The 22,388-nt window shown below is 57.1% G+C and carries 22 protein-coding genes and 1 riboswitch; of the genes, 13 read left to right on the top strand and 9 right to left on the bottom strand.

The window, feature by feature from the left end:
- Positions 1-35: 35 nt before the first annotated feature.
- Positions 36-692 carry a histidinol-phosphatase gene (locus K325_RS0115935; protein WP_029655264.1) on the top strand — a complete coding sequence of 219 codons (657 nt, stop codon included), beginning with the start codon at positions 36-38 and terminating at the stop codon, positions 690-692.
- An 81-nt stretch (positions 693-773) separates the two neighbouring features.
- On the opposite strand, the gene K325_RS0115940 is transcribed toward K325_RS0115935, so the two are convergent.
- The 6 genes from K325_RS0115940 to thiC all read right to left on the bottom strand — a co-directional run bounded on the left by K325_RS0115940 (position 774) and on the right by thiC (position 6,640).
- Complete coding sequence (locus K325_RS0115940) at positions 774-1,970, bottom strand: class I SAM-dependent rRNA methyltransferase (RefSeq protein ID WP_029655265.1); 1,197 nt, start codon at positions 1,968-1,970, stop codon at positions 774-776.
- A 6-nt stretch (positions 1,971-1,976) separates the two neighbouring features.
- Positions 1,977-2,369 (bottom strand): glycine cleavage system protein GcvH, encoded by a 393-nt coding sequence (gene gcvH, locus K325_RS0115945; RefSeq protein ID WP_029655266.1) that lies wholly within the window; start codon positions 2,367-2,369, stop codon positions 1,977-1,979.
- Positions 2,370-2,531: 162 nt separating this feature from the next.
- A complete protein-coding gene (gene cpdA / locus K325_RS0115955; protein ID WP_029655267.1) occupies positions 2,532-3,338 on the bottom strand; it encodes a 3',5'-cyclic-AMP phosphodiesterase in 807 nt (268 codons plus the stop codon).
- 214 nt (positions 3,339-3,552) lie between these two features.
- Positions 3,553-4,038: a DUF1249 domain-containing protein gene (locus tag K325_RS0115960; protein WP_029655268.1), complete on the bottom strand. Its 486-nt coding sequence runs from the start codon at positions 4,036-4,038 to the stop codon at positions 3,553-3,555.
- The gene (locus tag K325_RS0115965; RefSeq protein WP_029655269.1) at positions 4,035-4,655 is read right to left on the bottom strand and encodes an NUDIX domain-containing protein; all 621 of its coding nucleotides are present in this window, start codon (positions 4,653-4,655) and stop codon (positions 4,035-4,037) included. Before K325_RS0115965 ends, K325_RS0115960 begins: the two co-directional genes overlap by 4 nt.
- Positions 4,656-4,762: 107 nt before the next feature.
- A complete protein-coding gene (gene thiC / locus K325_RS0115970; protein ID WP_029655270.1) occupies positions 4,763-6,640 on the bottom strand; it encodes a phosphomethylpyrimidine synthase ThiC in 1,878 nt (625 codons plus the stop codon).
- An 81-nt stretch (positions 6,641-6,721) separates the two neighbouring features.
- Positions 6,722-6,835: riboswitch (TPP riboswitch) on the bottom strand.
- A gap of 186 nt (positions 6,836-7,021) precedes the next feature.
- On the opposite strand from thiC, the gene K325_RS0115975 reads away from it, so the two are divergent.
- Positions 7,022-8,383 (top strand): TolC family outer membrane protein, encoded by a 1,362-nt coding sequence (locus K325_RS0115975; protein WP_029655271.1) that lies wholly within the window; start codon positions 7,022-7,024, stop codon positions 8,381-8,383.
- Between the two features lie 38 nt (positions 8,384-8,421).
- Here K325_RS0115975 and waaA read toward each other — a convergent pair whose 3' ends face one another.
- Complete coding sequence (gene waaA, locus K325_RS0115980; RefSeq protein ID WP_029655272.1) at positions 8,422-9,675, bottom strand: lipid IV(A) 3-deoxy-D-manno-octulosonic acid transferase; 1,254 nt, start codon at positions 9,673-9,675, stop codon at positions 8,422-8,424.
- A 102-nt stretch (positions 9,676-9,777) separates the two neighbouring features.
- Between waaA and lpxL the strand changes: the two genes are divergently transcribed.
- The 11 genes from lpxL (at position 9,778) to K325_RS0116035 (ending at position 20,992) form a co-directional block, all read left to right on the top strand.
- Positions 9,778-10,740: an LpxL/LpxP family Kdo(2)-lipid IV(A) lauroyl/palmitoleoyl acyltransferase gene (lpxL, locus tag K325_RS0115985; RefSeq protein ID WP_084694269.1), complete on the top strand. Its 963-nt coding sequence runs from the start codon at positions 9,778-9,780 to the stop codon at positions 10,738-10,740.
- A 3-nt stretch (positions 10,741-10,743) separates the two neighbouring features.
- A complete protein-coding gene (locus K325_RS0115990) occupies positions 10,744-11,694 on the top strand; it encodes a mitochondrial fission ELM1 family protein (RefSeq protein WP_029655274.1) in 951 nt (316 codons plus the stop codon).
- The gene (locus tag K325_RS0115995; RefSeq protein ID WP_029655275.1) at positions 11,691-12,809 is read left to right on the top strand and encodes a glycosyltransferase family 4 protein; all 1,119 of its coding nucleotides are present in this window, start codon (positions 11,691-11,693) and stop codon (positions 12,807-12,809) included. Before K325_RS0115990 ends, K325_RS0115995 begins: the two co-directional genes overlap by 4 nt.
- Positions 12,806-13,819, top strand: a complete 1,014-nt coding sequence (locus K325_RS0116000; RefSeq protein ID WP_029655276.1) for a glycosyltransferase — start codon at positions 12,806-12,808, stop codon at positions 13,817-13,819. Before K325_RS0115995 ends, K325_RS0116000 begins: the two co-directional genes overlap by 4 nt.
- Positions 13,803-14,507, top strand: a complete 705-nt coding sequence (locus K325_RS0116005; protein ID WP_051146684.1) for a YrbL family protein — start codon at positions 13,803-13,805, stop codon at positions 14,505-14,507. The genes K325_RS0116000 and K325_RS0116005 overlap by 17 nt, the downstream gene beginning before the upstream one ends.
- Positions 14,508-14,586: 79 nt before the next feature.
- A complete protein-coding gene (locus tag K325_RS0116010; protein WP_029655278.1) occupies positions 14,587-16,005 on the top strand; it encodes a mannose-1-phosphate guanylyltransferase/mannose-6-phosphate isomerase in 1,419 nt (472 codons plus the stop codon).
- Entirely contained in the window at positions 16,002-16,910 is a 909-nt protein-coding gene (locus K325_RS0116015; RefSeq protein ID WP_029655279.1) for a lysophospholipid acyltransferase family protein, read from the top strand. The genes K325_RS0116010 and K325_RS0116015 overlap by 4 nt, the downstream gene beginning before the upstream one ends.
- A gap of 102 nt (positions 16,911-17,012) precedes the next feature.
- Positions 17,013-17,987 carry a glycosyl transferase family 90 gene (locus K325_RS0116020; protein ID WP_029655280.1) on the top strand — a complete coding sequence of 325 codons (975 nt, stop codon included), beginning with the start codon at positions 17,013-17,015 and terminating at the stop codon, positions 17,985-17,987.
- Positions 17,988-18,070: 83 nt separating this feature from the next.
- Entirely contained in the window at positions 18,071-18,901 is an 831-nt protein-coding gene (locus K325_RS0116025) for a glycosyltransferase family 2 protein (protein WP_029655281.1), read from the top strand.
- A complete protein-coding gene (locus tag K325_RS0116030) occupies positions 18,898-20,067 on the top strand; it encodes a glycosyltransferase (RefSeq protein WP_029655282.1) in 1,170 nt (389 codons plus the stop codon). Before K325_RS0116025 ends, K325_RS0116030 begins: the two co-directional genes overlap by 4 nt.
- Entirely contained in the window at positions 20,060-20,992 is a 933-nt protein-coding gene (locus K325_RS0116035) for a sulfotransferase (protein WP_029655283.1), read from the top strand. The genes K325_RS0116030 and K325_RS0116035 overlap by 8 nt, the downstream gene beginning before the upstream one ends.
- On the opposite strand, the gene K325_RS0116040 is transcribed toward K325_RS0116035, so the two are convergent.
- Both K325_RS0116040 and K325_RS0116045 read right to left on the bottom strand, forming a co-directional pair.
- A complete protein-coding gene (locus K325_RS0116040) occupies positions 20,971-21,753 on the bottom strand; it encodes a phosphocholine cytidylyltransferase family protein (protein ID WP_029655284.1) in 783 nt (260 codons plus the stop codon). The genes K325_RS0116035 and K325_RS0116040 overlap by 22 nt on opposite strands.
- On the bottom strand, positions 21,741-22,388 hold the full coding sequence (locus tag K325_RS0116045; protein WP_029655285.1) for a gamma-glutamyl-gamma-aminobutyrate hydrolase family protein: 648 nt from the start codon (positions 22,386-22,388) through the stop codon (positions 21,741-21,743). The genes K325_RS0116040 and K325_RS0116045 overlap by 13 nt, the downstream gene beginning before the upstream one ends.

Below are 22,388 nucleotides of genomic sequence, written 5' to 3' on the forward strand. Positions count from 1 at the left end.
TTGCTTCGGCGCCTGCAATCATGGGAGGGAATGGCTTGACGCTCGCGATTTTTGATCTGGACAACACCTTACTGGCTGGTGACAGCGACCACGCCTGGGGCGAGTTTCTTGTGGAAGAGGGCATGGTGGATGCCGATGACTACAAACGGGCCAATGACCGTTTCTACGAGGAGTACCTGAATGGCGAGCTGGACGTATTCCATTACCAGCGCTTCGTGCTTGAGCCCCTGACACGGCACAACATGGATGAACTTGAGCGGTGGCGCAAAACGTTCATGACCAAAAAAGTGCTGCCAATGATGCAGAGAAAGGCTGAAAAACTGCTTGCTGACCACCGCGAACAGGGCCATACCCTGATGATCATTACAGCCACCAACCGCTTTATCACAGAGCCAATCGCCGAGTTGCTGGGAGTGGATCACCTGATCGCGACGGAACCCGAACTGGTTAATGGCAAATTCACCGGTGAAGTGGCCGGAACACCAAGCTTTCAGGAAGGCAAGGTCGAGCGGCTGAACGACTGGCTGTCCGCTCACGGCCAAAGTCTGGAGGGGGCCTGGTTCTACAGCGATTCCCACAACGACCTGCCACTGCTGCAGAAGGTAGATAACCCGGTGGCAGTCGATCCGGACCCCACTCTGGAGCAGCGTGCGCGGGAGAACGGCTGGACCGTAATGTCTTTGCGGGACTAAGACTCTGGCTCTATCTGCCAGGCCACATCAGAGGCGCCCCTGCGGGATCATTGTCAGACCCTCGCAGGGCAACGCCAGTCATCACAGAAAACCCGTCAGAGAACGGACAAAACAGGATTTGATGTAGTCGGTTTCCGGAATCCCAGGCACAATCGGATGGTCCGGCGCCTGATGCCCCTGCTCCAGTAACTGAACAAACCGGTCAATCTTGCGACCGCTGCCACGAATGATATCGACCAGCTTCTCCTGAGAGAGATGCATGGAGCAAGACGCCGAGACAAGTAACCCGTCACGCTCCAGCAAACGCAACCCCAACTGATTCAGGCGGGCGTATGCCTGCTCACCGGCTTTCTGATCCCGGCGACGGGGAATCAAAGCGGGAGGGTCCAGCACCACGATGTCGAACTTCTCTTTTTCATCCGCCAGCGCTTTCAAGGCCTCAAAGGCATCACCTTCGATCGTATCCACATTTTCCAGGCCATTCAGCCTGGCATTGTGGTGCACCGCATCCAGCGCGGATGAAGACGCGTCCACACAGGTTACCTGAGAGGCTCCAGCGCAAGCAGCCTGAATGCCCCATCCGCCCACATAACTGAACACGTCCAGCACCTTTTTACCCGGCGCATAAGCCTGCAGGCGCTGGCGATTCATGCGATGGTCGTAAAACCAACCGGTTTTCTGCCCACCAGCGAGAGGGACCTCAAAACGGGCGCCATTCTCTTCCAACAATACCGTGCTGGCCTCAGGGCCGTGGGCAAATTCCACGTAGGAATCGAGGCCCTCCACCTTCCGCATCTTGCCATCGTTTTTCAGCACGATGGTCCGCGCCTGGCTCAGACGCTGAACAGCGCGCACAATGGCATCTTTCAGTTGCTCCATACCGGCCGTCGATATCTGGACAACCACCACATCATCAAACCGATCCACTACCAGGCCCGACAAACCATCACTGTCGCCAAACACCCATCGGTAGAATGGCTTTTCAAACAACCGTTCCCGAAGATTCAGGGCAGTTTCCATACGGTCGGTCAGTCGCTTCGGGGTCATCCCGTGACTTGCATCCCGACCGATCAGCCGGCCACAAATCAAGACATGAGGGTTCACAAACGCCACACCCAGCGGTTTGTCGTTTGAGGCCCGGACCTGCACCTGCGCGCCAGACACAAAGTTGGTCAGCGGGCTCCGTCGGGTATCCACCTCGTTGCTGTAGATCCACAAATGGCCAGCACGAAGACGGCGCTCTGCGCCTTTACGCAGATAAAGAACAGGAAATTCCATCAACGATTATTCCTCGGCAGCCACGTGCTCGGCGTAAGCTGCCGCATCCATCAAGCCTTCGAGTTCGCCTTCATCTGCCAGTGTCACCTTGAACATCCAGCCATCACCGTAGGGGTCTTCGTTGACGACTTCCGGCTCATCCTCGAGTTTCTCGTTGATTTCGATAACCTCTCCGGTCACCGGGCTGAATACATCCGACGCAGACTTCACGGATTCCGCCACACCAGCCTCTTCACCACCATTCACCGTAGCGCCAACCTCAGGCACGCCGATATAAACAACATCACCCAGTTGCTCCTGGGCGAAATCGGTAATACCCACGGTCGCCGTGCCGTCTGCATCCACACGCACCCACTGATGAGTTTCGAGGTATTTCAGGTCTGCAGGAATTTCGCTCATGATTCGTCTGTCCTATTAAAGATTTTTCGCGCAGTTTAACCGAAGACCTTCATTCCAGCGAATGCTGAACAGGCGCCCTCTTCTGACCCTGAAGATCCTCGGGCACGAGAATCAGGCTGGAATAGCGTTCCTGCCTCTCAGAATACTGTACCCCGACCACGATCAGTATCCTGAGCTTGTTTCATCCAGCTCAAACTCGAAACGGTCTGCTCGGCGTACTTCCGTTGTGAAATGCCCGGAGGGATCCAGTTCCAGCCAACGGTAGCCCGGCGCCAGCGGCTCCACGGCGAAGTCCTGGGAACCCGTTGCGAACTGGATACAGGTGGACGGTGTGGCGAGCAAGCGGACACCCGCGCGCTGCTGGTCCAGCTCCTGGTGGATATGCCCCCAAAGCACAATCCGAACCTGGGGGTGTTTCTCAATCACCTGCCAGAGGGCGTCTCGGTTTTTCAGCCCGATTTTCTCCATCCAGTCAGAACCGATATCAACCGGGTGGTGGTGAAGGCACACCATGGCCGGCAAGCTGGCATGCTCTGAGAGAGCATCGTCGAGAAAGCGTAATTCCTCACCTGAAAGCTCACCATGTACCTGGCCGTAAACGGAGGAATCCAGCATTACAAACTGCCAGCCACCCTGGATTCTCTGTTTCTGGTCAGAGCCGGTCTCCGACGCAATCGATGAGAGCAATGCAGAATCATCGTGGTTGCCCGCTATCCAGAGCGCGGGACAATCGAACGCTTGCAACTGATCCCGGAAATACCGGTATGCTTCCGGCGACGCATCCTGAGTAATATCGCCCGTGGCGAGGATAAGGTCAGGCTGGCCATGGCTGCGGCGCACTTCTTCAATCACCGCCGACAGGCCTTCCCGGGTATTGACCCCCAACAGAGACCCGTCTGCAGCAGCCATCAGATGGGGATCCGTCAGTTGCAACACGTTGAGTGGGCGGGTCACTGCGGGTTTAGTCATGCCAGGCCTGTTCTGTTCGTTGCAAGCAGTTGATTATTCGGACAAGTGTACGATGGCTAAGTTCAGATTAATCGCTTACAAATGGAGAATGGATCACATTCTGGCCAGCAGCCACTCATGTTTTGCAGTTTTTGACAACCTGACCACAGCGACAACAGCAAATACCTAATACTTTCGACAAATTGAGAAGCAGAACAAAGATTTCCGAAGCCAGTTACTCAATCCCCTCACCGGCGGACCAGGCAGCATGCTCCATCGGCAAATGTCCAAAGCGGAGACAATAATCCAGCCAATCGGCCAGGAAGCCGTTTATCTGAACCTTTTCATCAGGGTGGTGCATAAAACGATTCGGATAATCGTTAACCGGCGCAATCTGGCGTTGCCGGTAACAGCTGATAACTTCCGCCATGAGGGCGTCGTGGTAGACCCTGACAGTCATCCGGGGATTGTTCAGCCAACGACCACTGTTGTGGACCTGCTCCAGCAAAAGTGTCTCGGTAAACCGGGCGGTCTGAAGCACCTCGATCCGGACCCGGCCAAGATACTGGTGCTCCCGATACAGCTCGATTTCACAAACCGGTTGACCATCAGCCTCCAGCTGACGCAGTTTTCGCAATCGCTGATAATTGCCATCACAAAGCGCGCCAAGCTGGCGCAAGTCGGGCACGTAGGCTTTCGGCCGCTTCACCCACTCCGTCATACACGCCACTCCTGACGCAGCCGGTCCCGGTTCAACTGCAACCACTGGACCGCAATAATGGCTGCGGCGTTATTGATTCGTCCATCGGCGATCATGGCAAAGCATTCGTCGGCACTGACCACGTGGCTGAGGATGTCCTCATGCTCATGTTCCACCCCAAAGACGCCGCCAGCCTCTTCAGTACTGACCAGCCCACAGTAAAGATGGATCATTTCCGTGGTTCCACCGGGGGAAACGAGGTAATCACAGATCTTGTCGAGACGGCCAAAGCTCAGCCCTGCCTCCTCTTGCGCCTCCCGCTGAGCAACCTCTTCCGGGCTTTCGCCCGCTTCGTTCATTCCGGCAACAAGCTCGAGCAGCCAGGGTGACTGCGCACGGCCAAGGGCCCCCAGACGAAACTGCTCCAGCAGAACGACCTCATCACGCACCGGATCATAAGGCAGAACGCAGGTGGCATCGCCACGGATAAAAAGCTCACGGGTGAACGTCGGCATGACGCCGCCATCAAAACGCGGATGGGTCAGCCAGAGCTTATCCATTCGGAAAAAACCCTGGAAGACGGTTTCACGTTTTTCGATATTGACGTCGCTGGCGCTGAACTGAAACGGTTTCGGCATCGGTAAATCCGGAATCGAGGTCGGCCTTGAACGATAGCCGGAGCCAGGACCGGGTGCAAGTTAACACCCGGCCACCGCACAATCCCTCGCGCGGCGCTGGCTACCAATCAGACTTTGTCGTAGATCTTACTGCCTGATTCAACAAACTCCCGTGACTTCTCCTGCATGCCGGCATCAATCGCCGAGACCTCATCAATCCCATGCTCCGCGGCATAATCCCGAACTTCCTGGGAGATTTTCATAGAGCAGAACTTCGGCCCGCACATGGAACAGAAATGGGCAACTTTTGCCGATTCCTTAGGCAGGGTTTCATCGTGGTAGGCTCGGGCCGTATCCGGATCCAGCCCCAGGTTGAACTGGTCTTCCCAGCGGAACTCGAAACGCGCCTTGGACAGCGCGTTGTCCCGAATCTGGGCTCCAGGGTGGCCCTTGGCCAGGTCAGCGGCATGGGCCGCAATTTTGTAGGTGATGATCCCGGTTTTAACATCATCCTTGTTTGGCAGCCCAAGATGTTCCTTGGGAGTGACATAGCAGAGCATGGCACAGCCATACCAGCCGATCATCGCCGCACCGATGCCCGAGGTGATGTGGTCATAACCTGGCGCGATATCCGTGATCAACGGGCCAAGGGTGTAGAACGGAGCCTCATCACAGCACTCCAGCTGCTTATCCATGTTTTCCTTGATCAGCTGCATCGGAACGTGACCCGGGCCCTCAATCATGCACTGGACATCATGCTTCCAGGCAATCTTTGTGAGCTCGCCCAGAGTTTCCAGTTCGCCAAACTGAGCCGCATCGTTAGCATCTGCAACCGAGCCGGGGCGGAGCCCATCACCAAGACTAAACGACACATCGTAAGCCTTCATGATCTCGCAGATGTCTTCGAAGTGTTCGTACAGGAAGCTTTCTTTGTGGTGCGCGAGGCACCATTTCGCCATGATGGAACCACCCCGGGAAACGATACCGGTGGTTCGCTTGGCGGTCAGAGGCACATGGTGCAGCCGAACGCCCGCATGGATCGTGAAGTAGTCCACTCCCTGCTCAGCCTGTTCGATCAAAGTGTCCCGGAAAATTTCCCAGGTGAGGTCCTCGGCAACACCCCCTACTTTCTCCAGCGCCTGGTAAATAGGCACTGTACCGATAGGCACCGGGGAGTTACGGATAATCCAGTCCCGGGTCTCATGAATATTCTTGCCGGTGGACAGATCCATGATGGTATCTGCCCCCCACCGAATTCCCCAGGTGAGTTTTTCGACCTCTTCCTCAATAGAAGAAGTAACCGCTGAGTTGCCAATATTGCCGTTGATCTTCACCAGAAAGTTTCGGCCAATAATCATTGGCTCAATTTCCGGATGGTTGATATTGGCAGGGATAATCGCCCGGCCACGAGCGACTTCATCACGCACAAATTCGGGGGTAATCTGGTCTGGCAGGCTTGCCCCAAACGACTGCCCTGGATGCTGATCCTCCAGCAACCCGCGCTCCCGGGCCTCCTGCAGTTTCATGTTCTCGCGTATCGCGATGAACTCCATTTCCGGAGTAACAATGCCTTTGCGGGCATAGTGCATCTGCGACACATTTTGCCCTGCTTTGGCGCGAAGCGGCTTGCGCTCATCCATGAACCTCAGCGGGTCCAGCAGCGGATCGTTCATGCGACGGCGCGTAAATTCGGACGTGTAGCCATCAAGCTGCTCGACGTCCCCACGCTCAGCGATCCACTCAGCCCTGAGGGGGGGCAGCCCTTTTCTAAGGTCAATACTGGCATCAGGGTCGGTGTATGGACCCGAGGTGTCATACACCACCACCGGCGCATTTTTCTCACCACCCATTTCTGTGGGGGTATCGCTCACCGTGATTTCACGCATTGGCACGCGTATATCGGGCCGGCTACCTTCCACGTAAATTTTTCGTGAGCTTGGTAATGGCTTAATGGCAGCGGAGTCTACTTTTGCGGAATCGCTGAGGTAGGATGGTAAATCCGTCATAGTCTGCTCCCGGAGGCTCTGATGGTCGGGTCGCGTATGACGGGGCATGCCAGAACTGTAACTTCTACAGACTTATGGCATGGTTCGTGCGGTCTCAATCCCTACGCCGGTATTATCCGGATCAGGTCGCGGGTTCTGCGCTGCAATCTCAGCCGCTCACCGGTTCATAGTGAGTCAGCACCCCGTCAAGACGCGATGTGTAATTCGCTTTGTCCACACAATATGTGAACTCCACAAGTGTAGAGACGGGAACCATTATTGTCCATAATGGTCCACCAATACCTTTGGGTCAGTGTCGGGCAAACCCGGGCTCTTCACATAGACCTGCCGATTCCTGTGTCCAGTTCACGGATGCCCGGAGATAGCTTTTCAGGAGAAACAATGAAGAAACGTTTACTTCCAGGACTGATCACCCTGCTTGCAGCACAGCCTGCGTTTTCTCTGGACCTGATGGAAGCGTACGAGCAGGCCCTGTCGTACGACTCCGGCATTGCCTCGGCCCAGGCTCAGTTCCAGGCCCAACAGGCGGCCAGCGATGTCAGCAAAAGTACCCTTCTGCCTCAGATCGGCGCCTATGCCGAAGCCAATCACACCGATTTCGACGCCAAAAATGGCCCGGGCGACAGCTACAAGGCGCTCAACTACGGCGTTCAGCTGACACAGCCTCTTTTCCGCGCCGACAACTGGTTTCGCTATGACTCCAGCCAGTTCCAGACCGAAGCAGCGCAGGCCCAATACAACCTGGCCCAGCAGCAGCTGATTCTGGACGTTGCAACTGCGTACTTTAACGTGCTGCGGGCTCAGGATACCGTGGCCACGGCCCTGGCAACAGAAGCCGCCATCCAACGCCAGTATGAACAGGCTCAGGAGCGCTTCGATGTCGGCCTGATCGCCATCACCGAGGTCTACGAGGCCCGCGCAAGCTACGATGACAGCAAAAGCCAGCGAATTGCGGCCGAGAACCAAAGAAACGTTGCCCGCGAGCAACTGGCCCGCCTGACCGGTGAGTACGCGGAAGACCTCGAGAACCTGAGAGAGGCTTTCCCGCTAGGTCGCCCCGACCCCATGAACCCGAGCGCCTGGGAAACAACCGCGCTGGAACAGAACTGGTCGATCCAGGCCGCGTTATCGCAGCTGAATGCCAACGAAGCCAATCTGAAGGTTGCCAAATCCGGCCACATGCCAACTCTGGACCTCGTGGCCTCTTACGGCGAAGCGGAACTGGATGGCGCGAGATCAACACAGCAGGAAGGTACTCAGGGGGTGATTGGCCTTGAACTGAATGTGCCAATTTACATGGGCGGGGGCACACAAGCCGGGGTTCGCCAACAGCGTTCGCTGGTCACAGTTGCCGAACAGGACCTCAACACCGTTCGACGCGACGTCCGGGTAAACACGCGCAGCCTGTTCCTGACCGTAAACAACAACGTTGAAACCGCCTCGGCTCTTGAGCAGACCATCATTTCACGCCGAAGCGCCCTGGATGCAACCCGGGCGGGTTATGATGTGGGCACCCGGAACATCGTGGAAGTCCTGGATGCAGAACGAGCGTACTACGTGGCCCTGAGGGATTACGCCAATGCCCGCTACGACTATGTGATCAATACGCTGCAACTCAAACAGGTCGCAGGCACTCTGAGCCCGCAGGACCTGGTTGATCTGAACAACTGGCTGAGTGAGGGTGCCCGCGGCATCGAAGCCATGGCCGATGAAAACAAGACTCTGGACGACCCTACCCAGTAGGCGCCAAGACTAAGCCCTGGGGCACACGATCCCCGGGGCTACAGTCGCTCAATAATCCCTTCCACGACTTTATCAAGCGCACCGCGGTTCTTTCGGACCACGCTCAACGCCTGTTCACCGTACTCGCGGCGCTTTTCGTCATCAGACATCAAATGGTCCAGGGACTTCGCGAGCGAGGCGGCTTCCGCCACGACCTGCACGCCATGATCCGCCAGCAGACGCTCAAAAATCGTTTCAAAGTTAAATACGTGCGGCCCGGAAAACACGGGAATCCCCCAAGCCGCGGGCTCCAGCGGATTATGCCCGCCCCGCTCAATTAACGAGCCGCCAACAAAGGCCATGTCACTGGCACCATAGAGCATCATCAGCTCCCCCATGGTGTCACCCAGATACACCTGAGCCTGCCCCGGCTCCTGCCCTGAAGAACGTCGTGCGACCACAAAACCCTCTTTTTCAGCGAGCTCAGCCACAGAATCAAAACGGTCAGGGTGCCGCGGTACGATAATGAGCAAAGCTTTCGGATGATGCTCCATGATCAAACGGTGCGCCTCCAGCAGTTGCTGGTCTTCACCGGAATGAGTGCTCCCGGCTATCCAGACAGGCCTTCGGCCCAGTTGCTCGCGAAGCCTGCGTGAAGCCTCACGCACATCATCCGGAATATCCACATCAAACTTGACGCTACCCGTGACCTCAACGTGGGACGCGGCAACCCCAATGCGCCGGAAGCGCTCGGCATCCCGTTCCGCCTGGGCGGCGACCCAGGTAATGCTTTTCATGATCGGAACCGCGAGCCCTTTGACCCGCTCATAGCCCTTGGCAGAACGCTCAGACAGCCGGGCGTTGATCAGAAACACCGGCACCCTGCGGCGTCTGCACTGGCGGATCATATTAGGCCAGATTTCCGTTTCCAGGATGACCAGAATCCGGGGGTTAATGCGATCCAGGTAGCGCCGGATTGCGCCCGGAGTATCGTAGGGTGCATACGCATAAGTTACCCTGTCACCGAACATCTTACGTGCCTGAGCCAGGCCAGTGTCGGTCATCGCCGTCATCAGGATGGTGGCCCCCAGATTGCGGGCCAGCAGGCGGCGAACCAGGGGCCCGGCCGCGATGGTTTCACCGACTGAAACCGCATGCACCCAGATTACCGGGCCGGAGATTTCGGGCACCCACCCCAACCGGGGCTGCCAATCCAGCCTTAGCGCCGGGGCTTTTCGCCCCTGCCACCAGAGCCGAATCAGAATGAACGGCAGCGCAAGGCGGATAAGCTGGGAATAGATAAACTGGAACACGCAGGACTCCCGGCAAAACAGTGCGTTATCATAGGACCAAATTTGTCGAGGGCTTGCATCTTGCCCCCCGGCAAACCGTTTGTCGATCCAGGATTTATAATTTTGAAAAAGAAGTACCGCAAACTACCACGAAACACAGACTATGCAGCATATCGTCATCCCCGGTGGTGGCCAACCTGGCTGGGGATAGCGCTGATGTGGCTGGTGGCTCAGCTACCAATACGCCTGCAGTGGTGGCTGGGAAAAATTGCAGGGCTGCTGGCCTGGAAGCTGGCCAGAAGCAGGCGTCATATTGCCGAGGTAAACATCCGGCTATGCTTCCCGGAGCTGAACCAGCAACAGCAGGCAGCCTTGGTACGAAACACCTTTATTGCCAATGGCATCGGTTTGCTCGAATTGGGAATTGCCTGGTTTCGGAATCCGAAGGCGTTCAGGAAGATGACAACCGTCCACGGCCTTGAGCACCTGGAGAGCGCTCTGAATACAGGGCACGGCGTGCTTCTGCTGGGCGGCCATTACAGCACGCTGGATCTGGGAGGCACCCTGGTCACCGAGTATATCGAAGCGGATGTCATGCAGCGGGATCACAACAACCCGCTGATGAACGCCGTAATGACCAGAGCCCGCGAACGACGCTACGGCAAAGTCCTTGCGGCTCGCGATCTCAGGGGGCTGTTCCGGAGCCTGAAGGATAACCGGGCCGTCTGGTACGCCACCGATCAGGATTACGGCCGCAAAGACATCGTGTTTGCTCCATTCTTCGGAATTCCTACGGGCACAATTACTGCTACATCCCGCATCGCGGAGCGAAGCAAATGCCAGGTCGTCCCCTTCAGCCATTTCCGCCGCGACGACGGTCCCGGCTATGACATCTACTTTCACCCGGCACTGGAGAACTTTCCCAGTGGTAACGACCTTGAAGATGCCACTCGCATCAACGCCACCATTGAGCAGGAAATTCGCAAAGCCCCAGACCAGTACCTTTGGATGCATCGCCGATTCAAGACCCGTCCGGACCGTGACGATCCCGGCTTCTATGGCCGCAAACGAAAGAAGAAGAGGTAACCCTTGAGCAGCAATTCGGGTGCGCCCGCCATCTGGCTGATCACAGACAACAAGCCTGGGCACCAGAACCAGCTGCGAGGACTAGGCAACCGCTTGCGAGTCCTGGCGGGAGCCGAACTCCACTGGATCGCGGCGGCCGACTATCCGGTGCCCACCTGGCGAGCCTTGCTGGGCATTGCCCCGGCGACGGGCCCGGCCCTTCCACCACCAGCGCTGATCGTAGCGGCGGGCACAGGCACTCATCGTTTGCTTCTGGCTTTGCGCAGGCAAAGAAAGGCCCGCACTCTGGTTCTGATGAAACCTGGCTTTCCAATTCGCTGGATTGACGGTGCGATCATTCCCGCTCACGACGGCTTACGCCCGGCACGCAACATTCTTCAGACCGAAGGGGTCATAAATGCGGTGACGCCCCTGGCAGCTCTCACCAGCAAACACGAAGCCCTCGTTCTTGTGGGAGGCCCCTCCCGGCATGTTGAATGGCATGACGACGGGGTATTGGCACAGATCAGTGACCTTATTGCACGCTACCCGCAATGGCGCTGGACCATCAGCAATTCCCGGCGAACGCCAGAGGCGTTGTCTGAACGACTGCAGGAGCTTCAGGGCCCCAAAATCAGCGTGGTTCGCCACGATCAGACTCATCAGGGTTGGCTGAACCACCAACTGGCGGCCTCAAGAGCCGTCTGGGTAACCCCGGACAGCCTTTCCATGGTATGCGAAGCCGTAACCTCCGGGGTGCCAACGGGCCTGCTGGACCTGCCCCTCCGACCAGGCAGCCGGGTGGCTGCAGGCATTAATCAGTTTGTTCGCAAAGGCTTGTCGGCACAATGGGTAAACCACCCTTCGGTCATGGCGGAACACTTAGAAAGACACAAGCGGCTCTGGGAGGCTGACAGAGCCGCCCGATGGGTCATCAAACACTTCCTGAATGTGCAAAAGGAGAAACCGCAGTGAGGATTCTTCAAGCGTTACCCGCGTTGCACAGTGGCGGCGTGGAAAGAGGTACCGTTGAGTTTGCTGCCGAGCTGGTCAAACGCGGGCATGAATCCTTCGTGGTATCCAACGGCGGCCCGATGGCTGAACAGGTCCGGGGTCAGGGCTCTACCCACGTGCACATGCCCATTCATCGCAAATCGCTGGCCTCCTTTGGCCAGATTTTGCCGATGTGCCGTTTGCTGCTAACGCTCAGGCCCGACATTGTCCACGTTCGGTCACGCATGCCGGCATGGATTGTCCACCTGGCCCTGAAAACCCTGGAACCGGACCAGCGCCCAGCGGTGATCTCTACTTTTCACGGCATGTATTCCGTCAACCCGTACAGTGCCATCATGGCAAAAGCGGATCAGGTCATCGCGGTCTCCGATTGCGTCAGGGACTACGTGCTGGAACACTTTCCCGTGCCCGCGGATCGACTGACCGTGATCCAGCGCGGAGTCAATACTGCGGCTTTCCGGGATCGCGCCATCAACGAACAGTGGCAACAACATATCCTCGGCCGCTTCCCGCAACTGGCGGAAAAAAAAATCATCATGATGCCTGGCCGCATCTCGCGCTGGAAAGGACAACTTCATTTTCTGGAAGCCATGGCACGAATTGTGCGCCAGCGCCCGGACTGCCACGGCATTATTGTCGGTGGCGCCGAACCGGGGAAAGAACGGTTCCTGCAGGAACTGGAAAAGGAACGCACCCGCCTGAAACTGACCGACGACGTGACGTTTCTCGGCCAACGAACGGACATGACCAACCTCTATTTGCTCGCAGATGTCGTCTGCCATATGTCCACCAAGCCAGAACCCTTTGGCCGAACCGTGACCGAAGCCCTCGCCTCGGGTACGCCAGTGGTGGCGTACAATCGGGGCGGCGCCGCCGAGACTCTGCAAGCCTGCTTCCGGGAAGGGCTGGTCACTCCCGACGACACCGGAGCCTTCGCCAGCACGGTACTGGGCCTGCTGGACCGGCCGAGGACGGAAATCACCTTGCCGGAGCGGTTTCTCTTGCAGTCACAAACCGAAGCCACACTGGCGGTCTATGACAAGGCTCTCGCATCCAGACCGGAGCATTCCAGATGAATGTCCTGATGCTGATGCTGTCTCCCGGCTCGGCAAACGGAGGCATGGAAAAACACTTTACGGAGCTGGCCAACGGCCTGGCGACCTCCGGCGTTTCCATCACCTGCCTGTCTGCCCCGGAACATCTCCAGCCACTGGGGGAAAGCGTTCACCGATGCCCCATTAAAACCGGCGTATCAAGGTATTCGATTACCCTGCACGCAACGCTGATCAAAGCCCTGCGAACCGGGAAATTTGATCTTGTCCATGCCCAGGGCAGCAAAGCGGCAGCAGCCTTGCAGCGTTTGTCCCCGTTTTTTCCCAGAATCAGGTTCGTTGCCACCATTCACAACTTCAAATCCCGGTACCCGGACGCCCGGCGCTTTTCCAGAATTCTCGCCGTCAGCCACGCACTCGCCGCCGACATCAATCACCCCAAGGCGACGGTCGTGTATAACGGCATCCACCCAATAACGGCTCAGGGCCCGGCGCTCCAGGAAAGCATGGGTAATCATCCGCGGTGGTTGGCGGTCGGGCGCCTGGTGCATGCCAAAGGATTCGATCTGCTCATTGAAGCTTTTGACAAAGCACCGGGCACTCTGGCCATCGCCGGCGATGGGCCAGATCGCGACGCATTGCAGACCCGGATAGAGCAGTTGAAGCTGAATGACCGGGTGACACTTCTTGGCCACCGGACAGACATCCCCCAGTTGATGGCCGCAGCCGATGCCATCGTAATTTCCTCACGGAGAGAAGGGTTTTCTTATGTCTGTGCAGAAGCTCTGCTGGCTGGAAAACCTCTCATTTCCACCGATGTTCCGGTCGCCAACGAATTGCTCCCGCCAGATCACATTTGCCCGACCAACGACGTCTCCGGGCTATCAAGGCTCCTGGCAACACCCATTGGCGAGCTGGAACAAGCCCAGGCTATAACCCGGGACTTTGCAGCCAGGGAACTGACCATCCAGTCCATGATCGAAAAGACCCTGAGGATCTACCACGAGGTGACGTTGAATGCCCCTGGCACCTGATAACCAGCAGACAACCTGCGTAAACCTGGATGGGCTGCACCCGTTTGCTCAGGGAGCCAACCGCTTCTGTTTCTACCACCCGGATGATCCCGACAGGTGCCTCAAGGTAATCCGCCCCGAGAATATTGAAGCCAGGTATCGTCGGCAGTCGCCCCTCAAACGGGTACTGGGAAAAGCTCGTCTGAATGATAACTCACAGGAATGGGCCGCTCACCAGCAACCCGCGATCCGCCAGCTGCTCCGCGCGGGACAGCAAGCGGTGGTGTGGTCTCACCTGCCCCACTTCTATGGCAGTCAACCCACCAGCCTTGGTCCTGCCAACGCGAGCGAGTTAATACGCTGTGCCGATGGCTCAGTGGCCCCTACCCTGGAATCACTGTTACGAAAAGGCCAGGTGCCCGCAGAGTTGCAGGCGGCCATCCATCGTTTTGAAAGCTGGCTTACGGAAACCCGGATTCTCACACGGAACCTGCTTCCTCATAACCTCGTTGTCACCAACCGTTCCGGTCAGCCAGAGCTGTTTCTGGTTGACGGCCTGGGGGCGCCGACCATTCCTCAGGCACTGGCAGCACTTCCAGGCTGGAGTAACCACTACATTGCCAGAAAAATCGCCCGTTTCAGGCTAAGAATGGCATGGGAACGGGACCAACAAGGCCTGTCCTGGGAAGATTTCCAAGGCTTAAGATAAAACCCGGGCGTACCGCATGGTAAGATATTGACCACTTTTATCCGTCAAACTGACAACTTTCACTAACCGGAGTGCACCCATGATTCACCCCGTCATTATGGCCGGAGGCACCGGCTCACGCCTTTGGCCGCTGTCCAGGCAACTGAACCCGAAACAGTTCCTGAAACTGACGGATGATCAGCTGTCAATGCTGCAGCTGACGGTGGCCAGGTTAGACGGGATGGAGTCATCGGATCCGCTCCTGATCTGTAACGAAGATCACCGTTTTCTGGCCGCGGAACAAATGCGCCAGTCCGGTTACCGGGACGCCCGCATTATTCTTGAACCCTGTGGCCGCAATACGGCACCGGCGATTGCCCTGGCGGCTCTGCAACTGCTGAAAAACCGTGGCGACAGCGAAGACCCGTTAATGCTGGTTCTGGCCGCCGACCATCTGATCAAAGACAACGCCGCCTTCCAGGCCGGCATCCGAAAGGCAATGCCTCTGGCACAACAGGGCAAGCTGGTCACGTTCGGCATTGTTCCAGGTCATGCAGAAACCGGGTACGGCTATATACAGCAAGGCCCGGCGCTGGCAGACAGCGGCTTTCAGGTGAACCGGTTTGTGGAGAAACCGGACCAGCAAACCGCCGAAGGCTACCTTGCCTCCGGCGACTACCTCTGGAACAGCGGCATGTTCCTGTTTGGCGCACGCACCTACCTTCAGGAACTGCAAAAACATCGCCCGGACATTCTTACCGTTTGCCAGGCTGCTCTGGACGATGCCAGCGAAGACCTGCACTTCACCCGCGTTAACGAGCGCGTGTTTGCAGAGTGCCCGGAGGATTCCATTGATTATGCGGTCATGGAAAAAACCGACAACGCTGCCGTCGTCTCTCTGGATGCGGGCTGGAGCGATATCGGCTCCTGGTCTGCCCTGTGGGAAGTGAGTGATAAAGATTCAAACGGCAACTGCTTCTCTGGCGATGTGATCGCCCACAACACCCAAAGCACGCTAGTGCGGGCCGACAATCGACTCGTCGCCACGGTGGGCGTAAAAGATCTGGTGATTATCGAAACCAAAGACGCGCTTCTGGTCGCCCACAAAGATCAGGTTCAGGACGTCAAGAAAGTCGTAGAGGCCATTAAAAGCGATGGCCGGCACGAACACATGAATCACCGGGAAGTGTACCGCCCCTGGGGGGTGTACGACTCGATTGACAACGGCAGTCGGTACCAGGTCAAGCGAATTACCGTCAAACCCGGCGCCAAACTCTCCGTGCAGATGCATCACCATCGGGCCGAACACTGGATCGTGGTCAGTGGCACCGCGAAGGTGACCAACGGTGAAAAAACCTATCTGGTCACCGAAAATCAGTCCACATACATTCCAGTCGGCCAGGTCCATTCTCTGGAAAACCCCGGTGTGATTGATCTGGAACTGATTGAAGTCCAGTCAGGGTCCTATCTCGGCGAAGACGATATCGTGCGTTATGAGGATCGTTACGGCAGGTCATGAGCAAGCTCAAGTATTTTCTCATTGCCGGTTTGTTACGTATCGCAGGCTTGCTGCCTCTCGGCCTGGCCCAGTTCATTGGCCGCTGGGGCGGATTGCTGGTTTGGCGTCTGAACGGGCGCTCCCGCAAAACCACGGACGTCAACATTCGCCTCTGCCTGCCTGAACTCTCACCGGCAGAGCAAAAGCGGCTTTCTCGGGAATCTATGGCCCACACCGGCATGACCGCCCTTGAAATCCCACTGATGTGGGAGTGGCCCGTCGACAAATGCTTCGGATTGATTCGCGAAACCCGAGGGCTTGAGCGCGTCGATCAGGCCCTCGCCTCCGGCAAGGGCCTGATCCTGCTGGCGCCGCATCTGGGCAACTGGGAACTTGCCGGACTGTTTTTCTCATCCCGCTATAAAATGGCCGCCTTATACAGCCCGCCCCACCTCAAGGAATTCGAGGACTACATGATCCGCGTGCGTGGCCGACTGGGTTCCGAACTGGTCCGCGGCGACCGGAAAGGGCTGCTCCGGCTGATGGGTATCCTCAAGGAAGGAGGGGTCGCCGGCATTCTTCCTGATCAGTCTCCACGAGGCAAAACCAATGCCTATGCGCCGTTCTTTGGAACCGAAGTTCGCACCATGACGCTGGTTAACCGGCTGATGCAGAAAACCGGCGCCAATGTGTTGGTGACCTTTGCTGAGCGCCTGCCTGACGGCAAGGGGTTCCGGTTGATTGTTGAAGATGCAGTGCCAGGAAATAACGATCCAGACCCGGTGATGGCTGCCACCGCGCTGAACCAATCGGTAGAGAAGGTCATCCGGATGGCCCCGGCACAATACCAATGGGAATACAAAAGGCTCCGGCACCGTCCTCCCGGCAATCCGAACCCCTACTACCCCAACAAAATCTGCCGCTAGCCGACGCGTCACCGGATTGCCATGGATTGGTCATGCCGGTGTCACAGGATCGGTTTACATCTGTTTGCCATACCTTTTGTGTCCGTTTTTCAGGAACGCTGTATGGCAAAACAGAACATTCGCCTTAACCGGTTTCACAAAGCCGGATTCTACGCGGCCAATACCCTCTCTGGCGTGCTTCCCTGGATCTGGTGGTCGCAGCAAAGAGACCGGCTGCTGTCCGAACTGGAAAGCCTGTCACCAGACACTCGTTCAGACATCATGGCACGTGTCCGGTACTACAACCGGCTGCATCAGGCCTTCACGCCAGCGCCGGATGCTGAACCGATCCGCTCTTTCTCACCCCGAAATAAAAGCAGTGCCTATTACTTTGATTTGCGCAATGTCATCCGCTACTTCCCCCGCCAGGCCCGGGTTGCTTACCAGTTAGGCGATGTCACCACAGTTCCGGAACATCCCCGGTTCGTGAAGAGCCGCCCCATCAATGCCACAGGTGACAACGCCCACTCCGTGCTTCTCAAGCTCAATACCGTGCGCCACTACCTCAAGGTCGAAGACAACCTTGCGTTTGAGCAGAAACGCCCGGTGGCCGTCTGGCGAGGCAAATCCAACCACCCGGAGCGAGTAGCGTTTGCCAGACAATGGGGCAACAGCTCACTCTGCGACATTGGCTGTGTCCGGCACAAAGAAACCGAGGACCAGCCTTACCACAAGCCCTTCATGTCGATCCCGGAACAATTGGAACATCAGTTTATCGTCAGTGTTGAAGGCATTGATGTCGCCACCAACCTGAAATGGATCATGGCTTCCAATTCACTTTGCATGATGCGCCGTCCCAGATTCGAAACCTGGTTCATGGAAGGCACGTTGCAGCCCGGCGTCCACTATGTCGAACTGAAAGACGACTTCTCAGACCTGGAACAGAAAATAGCGTACTACCGGGACAATCCCGCTGAAGCGAAAAGCATCATACGCAATGCGCAGCACTATGCCGCACGATTCAGCAACGTTGCCCATGAACGGCTGACATCCTTGCTGGTCATCGATCGCTACCTGAGACTCTCAGGGCAGATCTGAACATCCCCTGACAGGCATCCACGTCAGAGCAAGTGTATACTGGTGCCCGTTTTCAAGACGGACCCTCCGGGCACTGGTATCTTATGTCTCCAAAATCGATCGGCGTGGTGATTACCACCTACAACTCCCCGCTCTGGCTGGCCAAGGTTCTCACAGGCTATGAATGTCAGTCCTTCTCATCGTTTCGGGTGATTATTGCCGATGATGGCTCTACGAAAGACACCCGGGCGCTGATTGATGACTTCAAGGCACGGGGCAAGCTCCAGATCGATCACGTATGGCACGAGGACAACGGATTCCGGAAGTGCCAGATTCTTAACAAAGCCATCCGCGAAACACCGTGCGACTATCTGATCTTTACGGATGGGGATTGCATCCCGGAACCTGACTTTGTCCAGACCCATCACGATCTGGCCCGGCCTGGCCAGTTTCTCTCAGGTGGATACATCAAACTGACCATGCCGGTCTCGGAGAAGATCACCGACGAAGACATCCGTTCGGGCAACATATTCAAGCCGGCATGGCTGATCGCCCACGGCCAACCCCGGAACCACAAACTCTGGAAGTTGTCCCCATCGAGGGCGTTCCGTCAGTTCATGAACCGGATCACCCCGGCTGCGGCCAGTTGGAATGGCATGAACAGCTCCACCTGGACCCGCGATCTCATTGCCGTCAATGGTTTCAACGAGGACATGCAATACGGTGGACTGGACCGGGAACTCGGGGAACGCTTGTGGAATTTTGGCCACCGCTCCCGGCAGATCCGCTATAGCACCGTGTGCCTGCACCTGGACCATGCCAGGGGCTATTCAAAGCCGGAAATCTGGGAAAAGAACAGAGCCATCCGGAAAGCCGTGAAGGATAACAAAACCTTCTGGGCTGAGAATGGCATCGAGAAGAAGCGACCGGCATGAGAACTCTGGTAGTTATACACAGTCTGAAAATGGGTGGCATGGAACGCGTCGCGGTCAACCTCGCCGATGCCTTTGCCGAAGAGGGTCACGAAAGCCACCTGCTGTCCTGCCGGAATCAACCCAACGACCTCAGCCCTTCGCACCCCGGGGTACAGCTCCACTATTTTGATCAGTTCCGGGCACTGATGAAGTCGGTGATCGGTATTCCGGTATTTCTGCTTTCCCGGGTGCTTCTGGGCGTGGTGTTACCCAGATCCCATTTCATGTGGACAGGCTGGCTGAGTGGCTGGCTGCTCAAACGCCGGATCCGGGCTCTGGAAAAGCAATTCGGTCGCTTTGATCGCATCATTTTCCGGGGATTAGGCACCTTCAAGTATTTCTGGTCATTCCGTGATGACCGGTGTCTCTATGTGCTGGAAAACGTCATCCACTATGACCGGCCCTTATGGCAGAAGACATGGGAGTGGCGCCTGGTCTTCCACAAACGCCATCTGGCCTGCGTGTCTTCCGGTGTCATGGATTCTGCGCTTGAGGCTTTCAAAAAAGGCGGAATCGAGCCTGCCAGCCTCAGGGTGATCACCAACCCCTGCCCGGTTAGCCAGATTGCAACGCTGGCAGCAGAGTCTGACCCGGACATTCCCACCACGCCTTACATTCTCAATGTCGCCCGGCTGGTCCCCCAGAAAGGTCACGAACTGCTTCTGGAAGCCTATGCACGCTCGGGGGTCAGCCATAAACTGGTCATCGTTGGCGAGGGGCATCTTCGCAACCAACTGGAAGACAAAGCCCGGAAGCTAGGTATTGAAGAGCAGGTCTACTTTGCCGGCCAACGCAAGAACCCGTATCCGTGGATGAAACAGGCCGACCTCTTTGTTCTGGCGTCTGAATACGAAGGGTTAGGCATTGTCCTGACCGAAGCGCTGGCGTGCGGCACTCCCATTATGTCTGTTGAAAGCCGAGGTGGGGTCACCGACGTCTTTACCGGCGAGTTGGAAGCGTACCTGACACCGAGGACCACGGAGGGATTGGCAGCAGGACTGTCTTCAGTGACACAGCAACTGCCGGTTACGGTAAACCCCGAGTGGCTGGCTCCCTTCCGTAGCCATGTGGTGGTCAAGGCCTTCCTGGAACCCATGAAAAAGAACACGAAAGCCTCCAATGACTGACGCCCCTGCTCCTCTCAACATTCTTGTCGCCGGCATTTACTGGTCTGGGTCCGGCGCTGTCGTGGACTATCTGAAAGGGCACCCGGACTGCGCCGTTCCTCGCGGTGAGTTCACGGACTTCAAGCGCAACGGCCGTATCGGATCAATGCTGGAAGCGCCAACGGCCCAACGTGCAAAATGGCTGGCCCGCAGCCTGTGGGCCGAAACCCGTCTCGGAAAACTGCCGGGGGCACAACTGAAAGCTCTGCGAGGCGCCTCTCCGGCGTCTCTGCCGTTAAAGGAGCAAGTGGCCCACCACCGGCTAAAGCTGGCCTACCTCTCCCAATACCGTCGCCACCTGGCCCGGGGTGGCTCCCAGACAGACAGCTCTCACTGGAATCAATGGTTACAGGCCGTCGGAAAAGCGCAGGTGGGCGGGAAAAGCGCCATTGTCTGGAATCAACCGATCTGGGTCGGCAAGCATGAACACACCTGGCCTGCAGTGTTCAGCCCTTATAAACTCGTTGTCGTCCACCGGGACCCGGTGGATCAGTTTGCAGAAGTGGTTCGCCAGGGGAAAATCGGCAAACGGAAGTCCGACCCGGCTTTCGACGACAGCGAAAAAGACGACATACTTTATGTGCTGAAAGGCCTCAAAGCCAAACTACTCAGCCTTGAGACTCTGGCCAGACACCTGGGGCCAGAGCAGATGCTTCTGATCAACTTCGAACATTTTGTCGAGGACACCCCGGCACAGGCGGAACGGCTCTGCGGGTTTCTGGGGTTACCTCAGGCGCAGAAGGCCGGAGCGCCATTCGACCCCAGCAAATCCATCCTGAACGTCGGCATCGGCCGGGATGAGGCAGTCCAGCGTATGCTGGCGCCGCATCAGTCGCTGGTCAATGAACTCTTCGCACTCCGGGCTCAGCTGGGCAACGAGCAGTAGCTTTCAAGCCGCCCATCACTCACCATGGCAGAGTAGGCTTCAAGCTCCTCTGCCGTGTCTACCTCGAGCCATCCGTTGGACACCAGGCAAGCCTTAACCGGCCATCCGGCATCAATCAAAAACTGGATAAAGCTCGTCATATACATGTTATCGAAGTCTTTACCATCGTACACAGCCGAACGATCCATGGACTCAAAAACGTCCTTGAATGCCTGAACCCGATCACCACGCACCTTGATCAGCCCCATGTACTGGGCCTGCACCTGATCGTAGCTACTCGGCTTCTTACCGAGTTCCGTGACGTTGCCCTGCTCATCCATCCGGAACGTTTCCGCATCATCCAGAGGCTCGTCCATTCTCAACTGCCAGAGGCGTTGCCAATCACGATCAGCCGCCAGACAGAGCGGCGCATCACAATCAAGCAGCGCCTGAAGCACGTTCGGCTGGTACACAATATCGCCATAGCTGATCAGAAGGTCTTCTCCGGGCCGCATACGATCAGCGGCACAGAACAGCGTGCGAACCATGTTGGTAGTGGCGTACTCAGGGTTGATCACCAGGCCTGCTCCCTGGGTGTCCAGATCACCGGCCCGATAGCCACCAATAACGGTGATGTTGTCGGTGATCCCGCACTGCGCCATAGCAACCAGTTGATGATGCAGCAACGGCCTGCCCGCCAGTGCCACCATGCATTTGGGCCGGTCTTCAGTGTAGGGGCGCAACCGGGTACCCTGGCCCGCCGCCAAGATCAGTGTCTGCATGGTTTACCTCTGAATATTCCAGTAAATAGATGTTTGTCGGCATCGCGGAAAGGAACCTCCCGCTCCGGGTGCCACATGATACCGGCCCAGGCCAGCCGATGGTGCAGGAGAGCCTCCACCTCACCCTCGGCACTCAGGCATTGGGGAATCAGCGACTCTGCGACACCCTCTGCCGAAACTCCCCAATTATGGAAGCTGTTGACCTCCTCAAATGCACGAAAAAGCGCATCCGTCGTCGCTGTGCAAACCACCGGATGACGCACCGCCGTGTGGCCGGAAACCGGGACGAGCTGCCCTCCAAGCCAGACATTCATCATTTGCAGCCCCCGGCAGACACCGATCACGGGAATGTCATGGGCGTGAGCCCAGGATAACAGCTCAGCCTCCGTGTGATCGCGTTCAGGCGCCACGTTACTGGCACCGGGCAAAGAACCAAGGTCATTCCCCCCCGAGAGAATCACCCCCTCCAGACCAACCTCACTGGCCCACCGCCGGATATTGGAAAGCCGATTGGGAACGGGAACCGGTATAAAACCGAGGCTTTCCAGAAACCGGAACCACTGCTGATCCAGGCAGTCCCGCAGCTCCCCATACGCAGGAACAGTGTCGACACGCTGGCTGATGCCAATTCGCAT

Source organism: Marinobacter daepoensis DSM 16072, from assembly GCF_000421165.1.
Classification (GTDB): domain Bacteria; phylum Pseudomonadota; class Gammaproteobacteria; order Pseudomonadales; family Oleiphilaceae; genus Marinobacter; species Marinobacter daepoensis.

Coding starts and splice junctions, on each gene's coding strand:
- gcvH (WP_029655266.1), bottom strand. CDS start 2,369: ATGAGCGAAATTCCTGCAGACCTGAAATACCTCGAAACTCATCAGTGG.
- K325_RS0116015 (WP_029655279.1), top strand. CDS start 16,002: ATGAGCAAGCTCAAGTATTTTCTCATTGCCGGTTTGTTACGTATCGCA.
- K325_RS0115960 (WP_029655268.1), bottom strand. CDS start 4,038: ATGACGGAGTGGGTGAAGCGGCCGAAAGCCTACGTGCCCGACTTGCGC.
- K325_RS0116035 (WP_029655283.1), top strand. CDS start 20,060: ATGACTGACGCCCCTGCTCCTCTCAACATTCTTGTCGCCGGCATTTAC.
- K325_RS0116045 (WP_029655285.1), bottom strand. CDS start 22,388: ATGCGAATTGGCATCAGCCAGCGTGTCGACACTGTTCCTGCGTATGGG.
- K325_RS0116025 (WP_029655281.1), top strand. CDS start 18,071: ATGTCTCCAAAATCGATCGGCGTGGTGATTACCACCTACAACTCCCCG.
- K325_RS0115940 (WP_029655265.1), bottom strand. CDS start 1,970: ATGGAATTTCCTGTTCTTTATCTGCGTAAAGGCGCAGAGCGCCGTCTT.
- cpdA (WP_029655267.1), bottom strand. CDS start 3,338: ATGACTAAACCCGCAGTGACCCGCCCACTCAACGTGTTGCAACTGACG.
- thiC (WP_029655270.1), bottom strand. CDS start 6,640: ATGACGGATTTACCATCCTACCTCAGCGATTCCGCAAAAGTAGACTCC.
- K325_RS0116005 (WP_051146684.1), top strand. CDS start 13,803: ATGCCCCTGGCACCTGATAACCAGCAGACAACCTGCGTAAACCTGGAT.
- K325_RS0115975 (WP_029655271.1), top strand. CDS start 7,022: ATGAAGAAACGTTTACTTCCAGGACTGATCACCCTGCTTGCAGCACAG.
- K325_RS0116020 (WP_029655280.1), top strand. CDS start 17,013: ATGGCAAAACAGAACATTCGCCTTAACCGGTTTCACAAAGCCGGATTC.
- K325_RS0116000 (WP_029655276.1), top strand. CDS start 12,806: ATGAATGTCCTGATGCTGATGCTGTCTCCCGGCTCGGCAAACGGAGGC.
- K325_RS0116030 (WP_029655282.1), top strand. CDS start 18,898: ATGAGAACTCTGGTAGTTATACACAGTCTGAAAATGGGTGGCATGGAA.
- K325_RS0116040 (WP_029655284.1), bottom strand. CDS start 21,753: ATGCAGACACTGATCTTGGCGGCGGGCCAGGGTACCCGGTTGCGCCCC.
- K325_RS0116010 (WP_029655278.1), top strand. CDS start 14,587: ATGATTCACCCCGTCATTATGGCCGGAGGCACCGGCTCACGCCTTTGG.
- K325_RS0115965 (WP_029655269.1), bottom strand. CDS start 4,655: ATGCCGAAACCGTTTCAGTTCAGCGCCAGCGACGTCAATATCGAAAAA.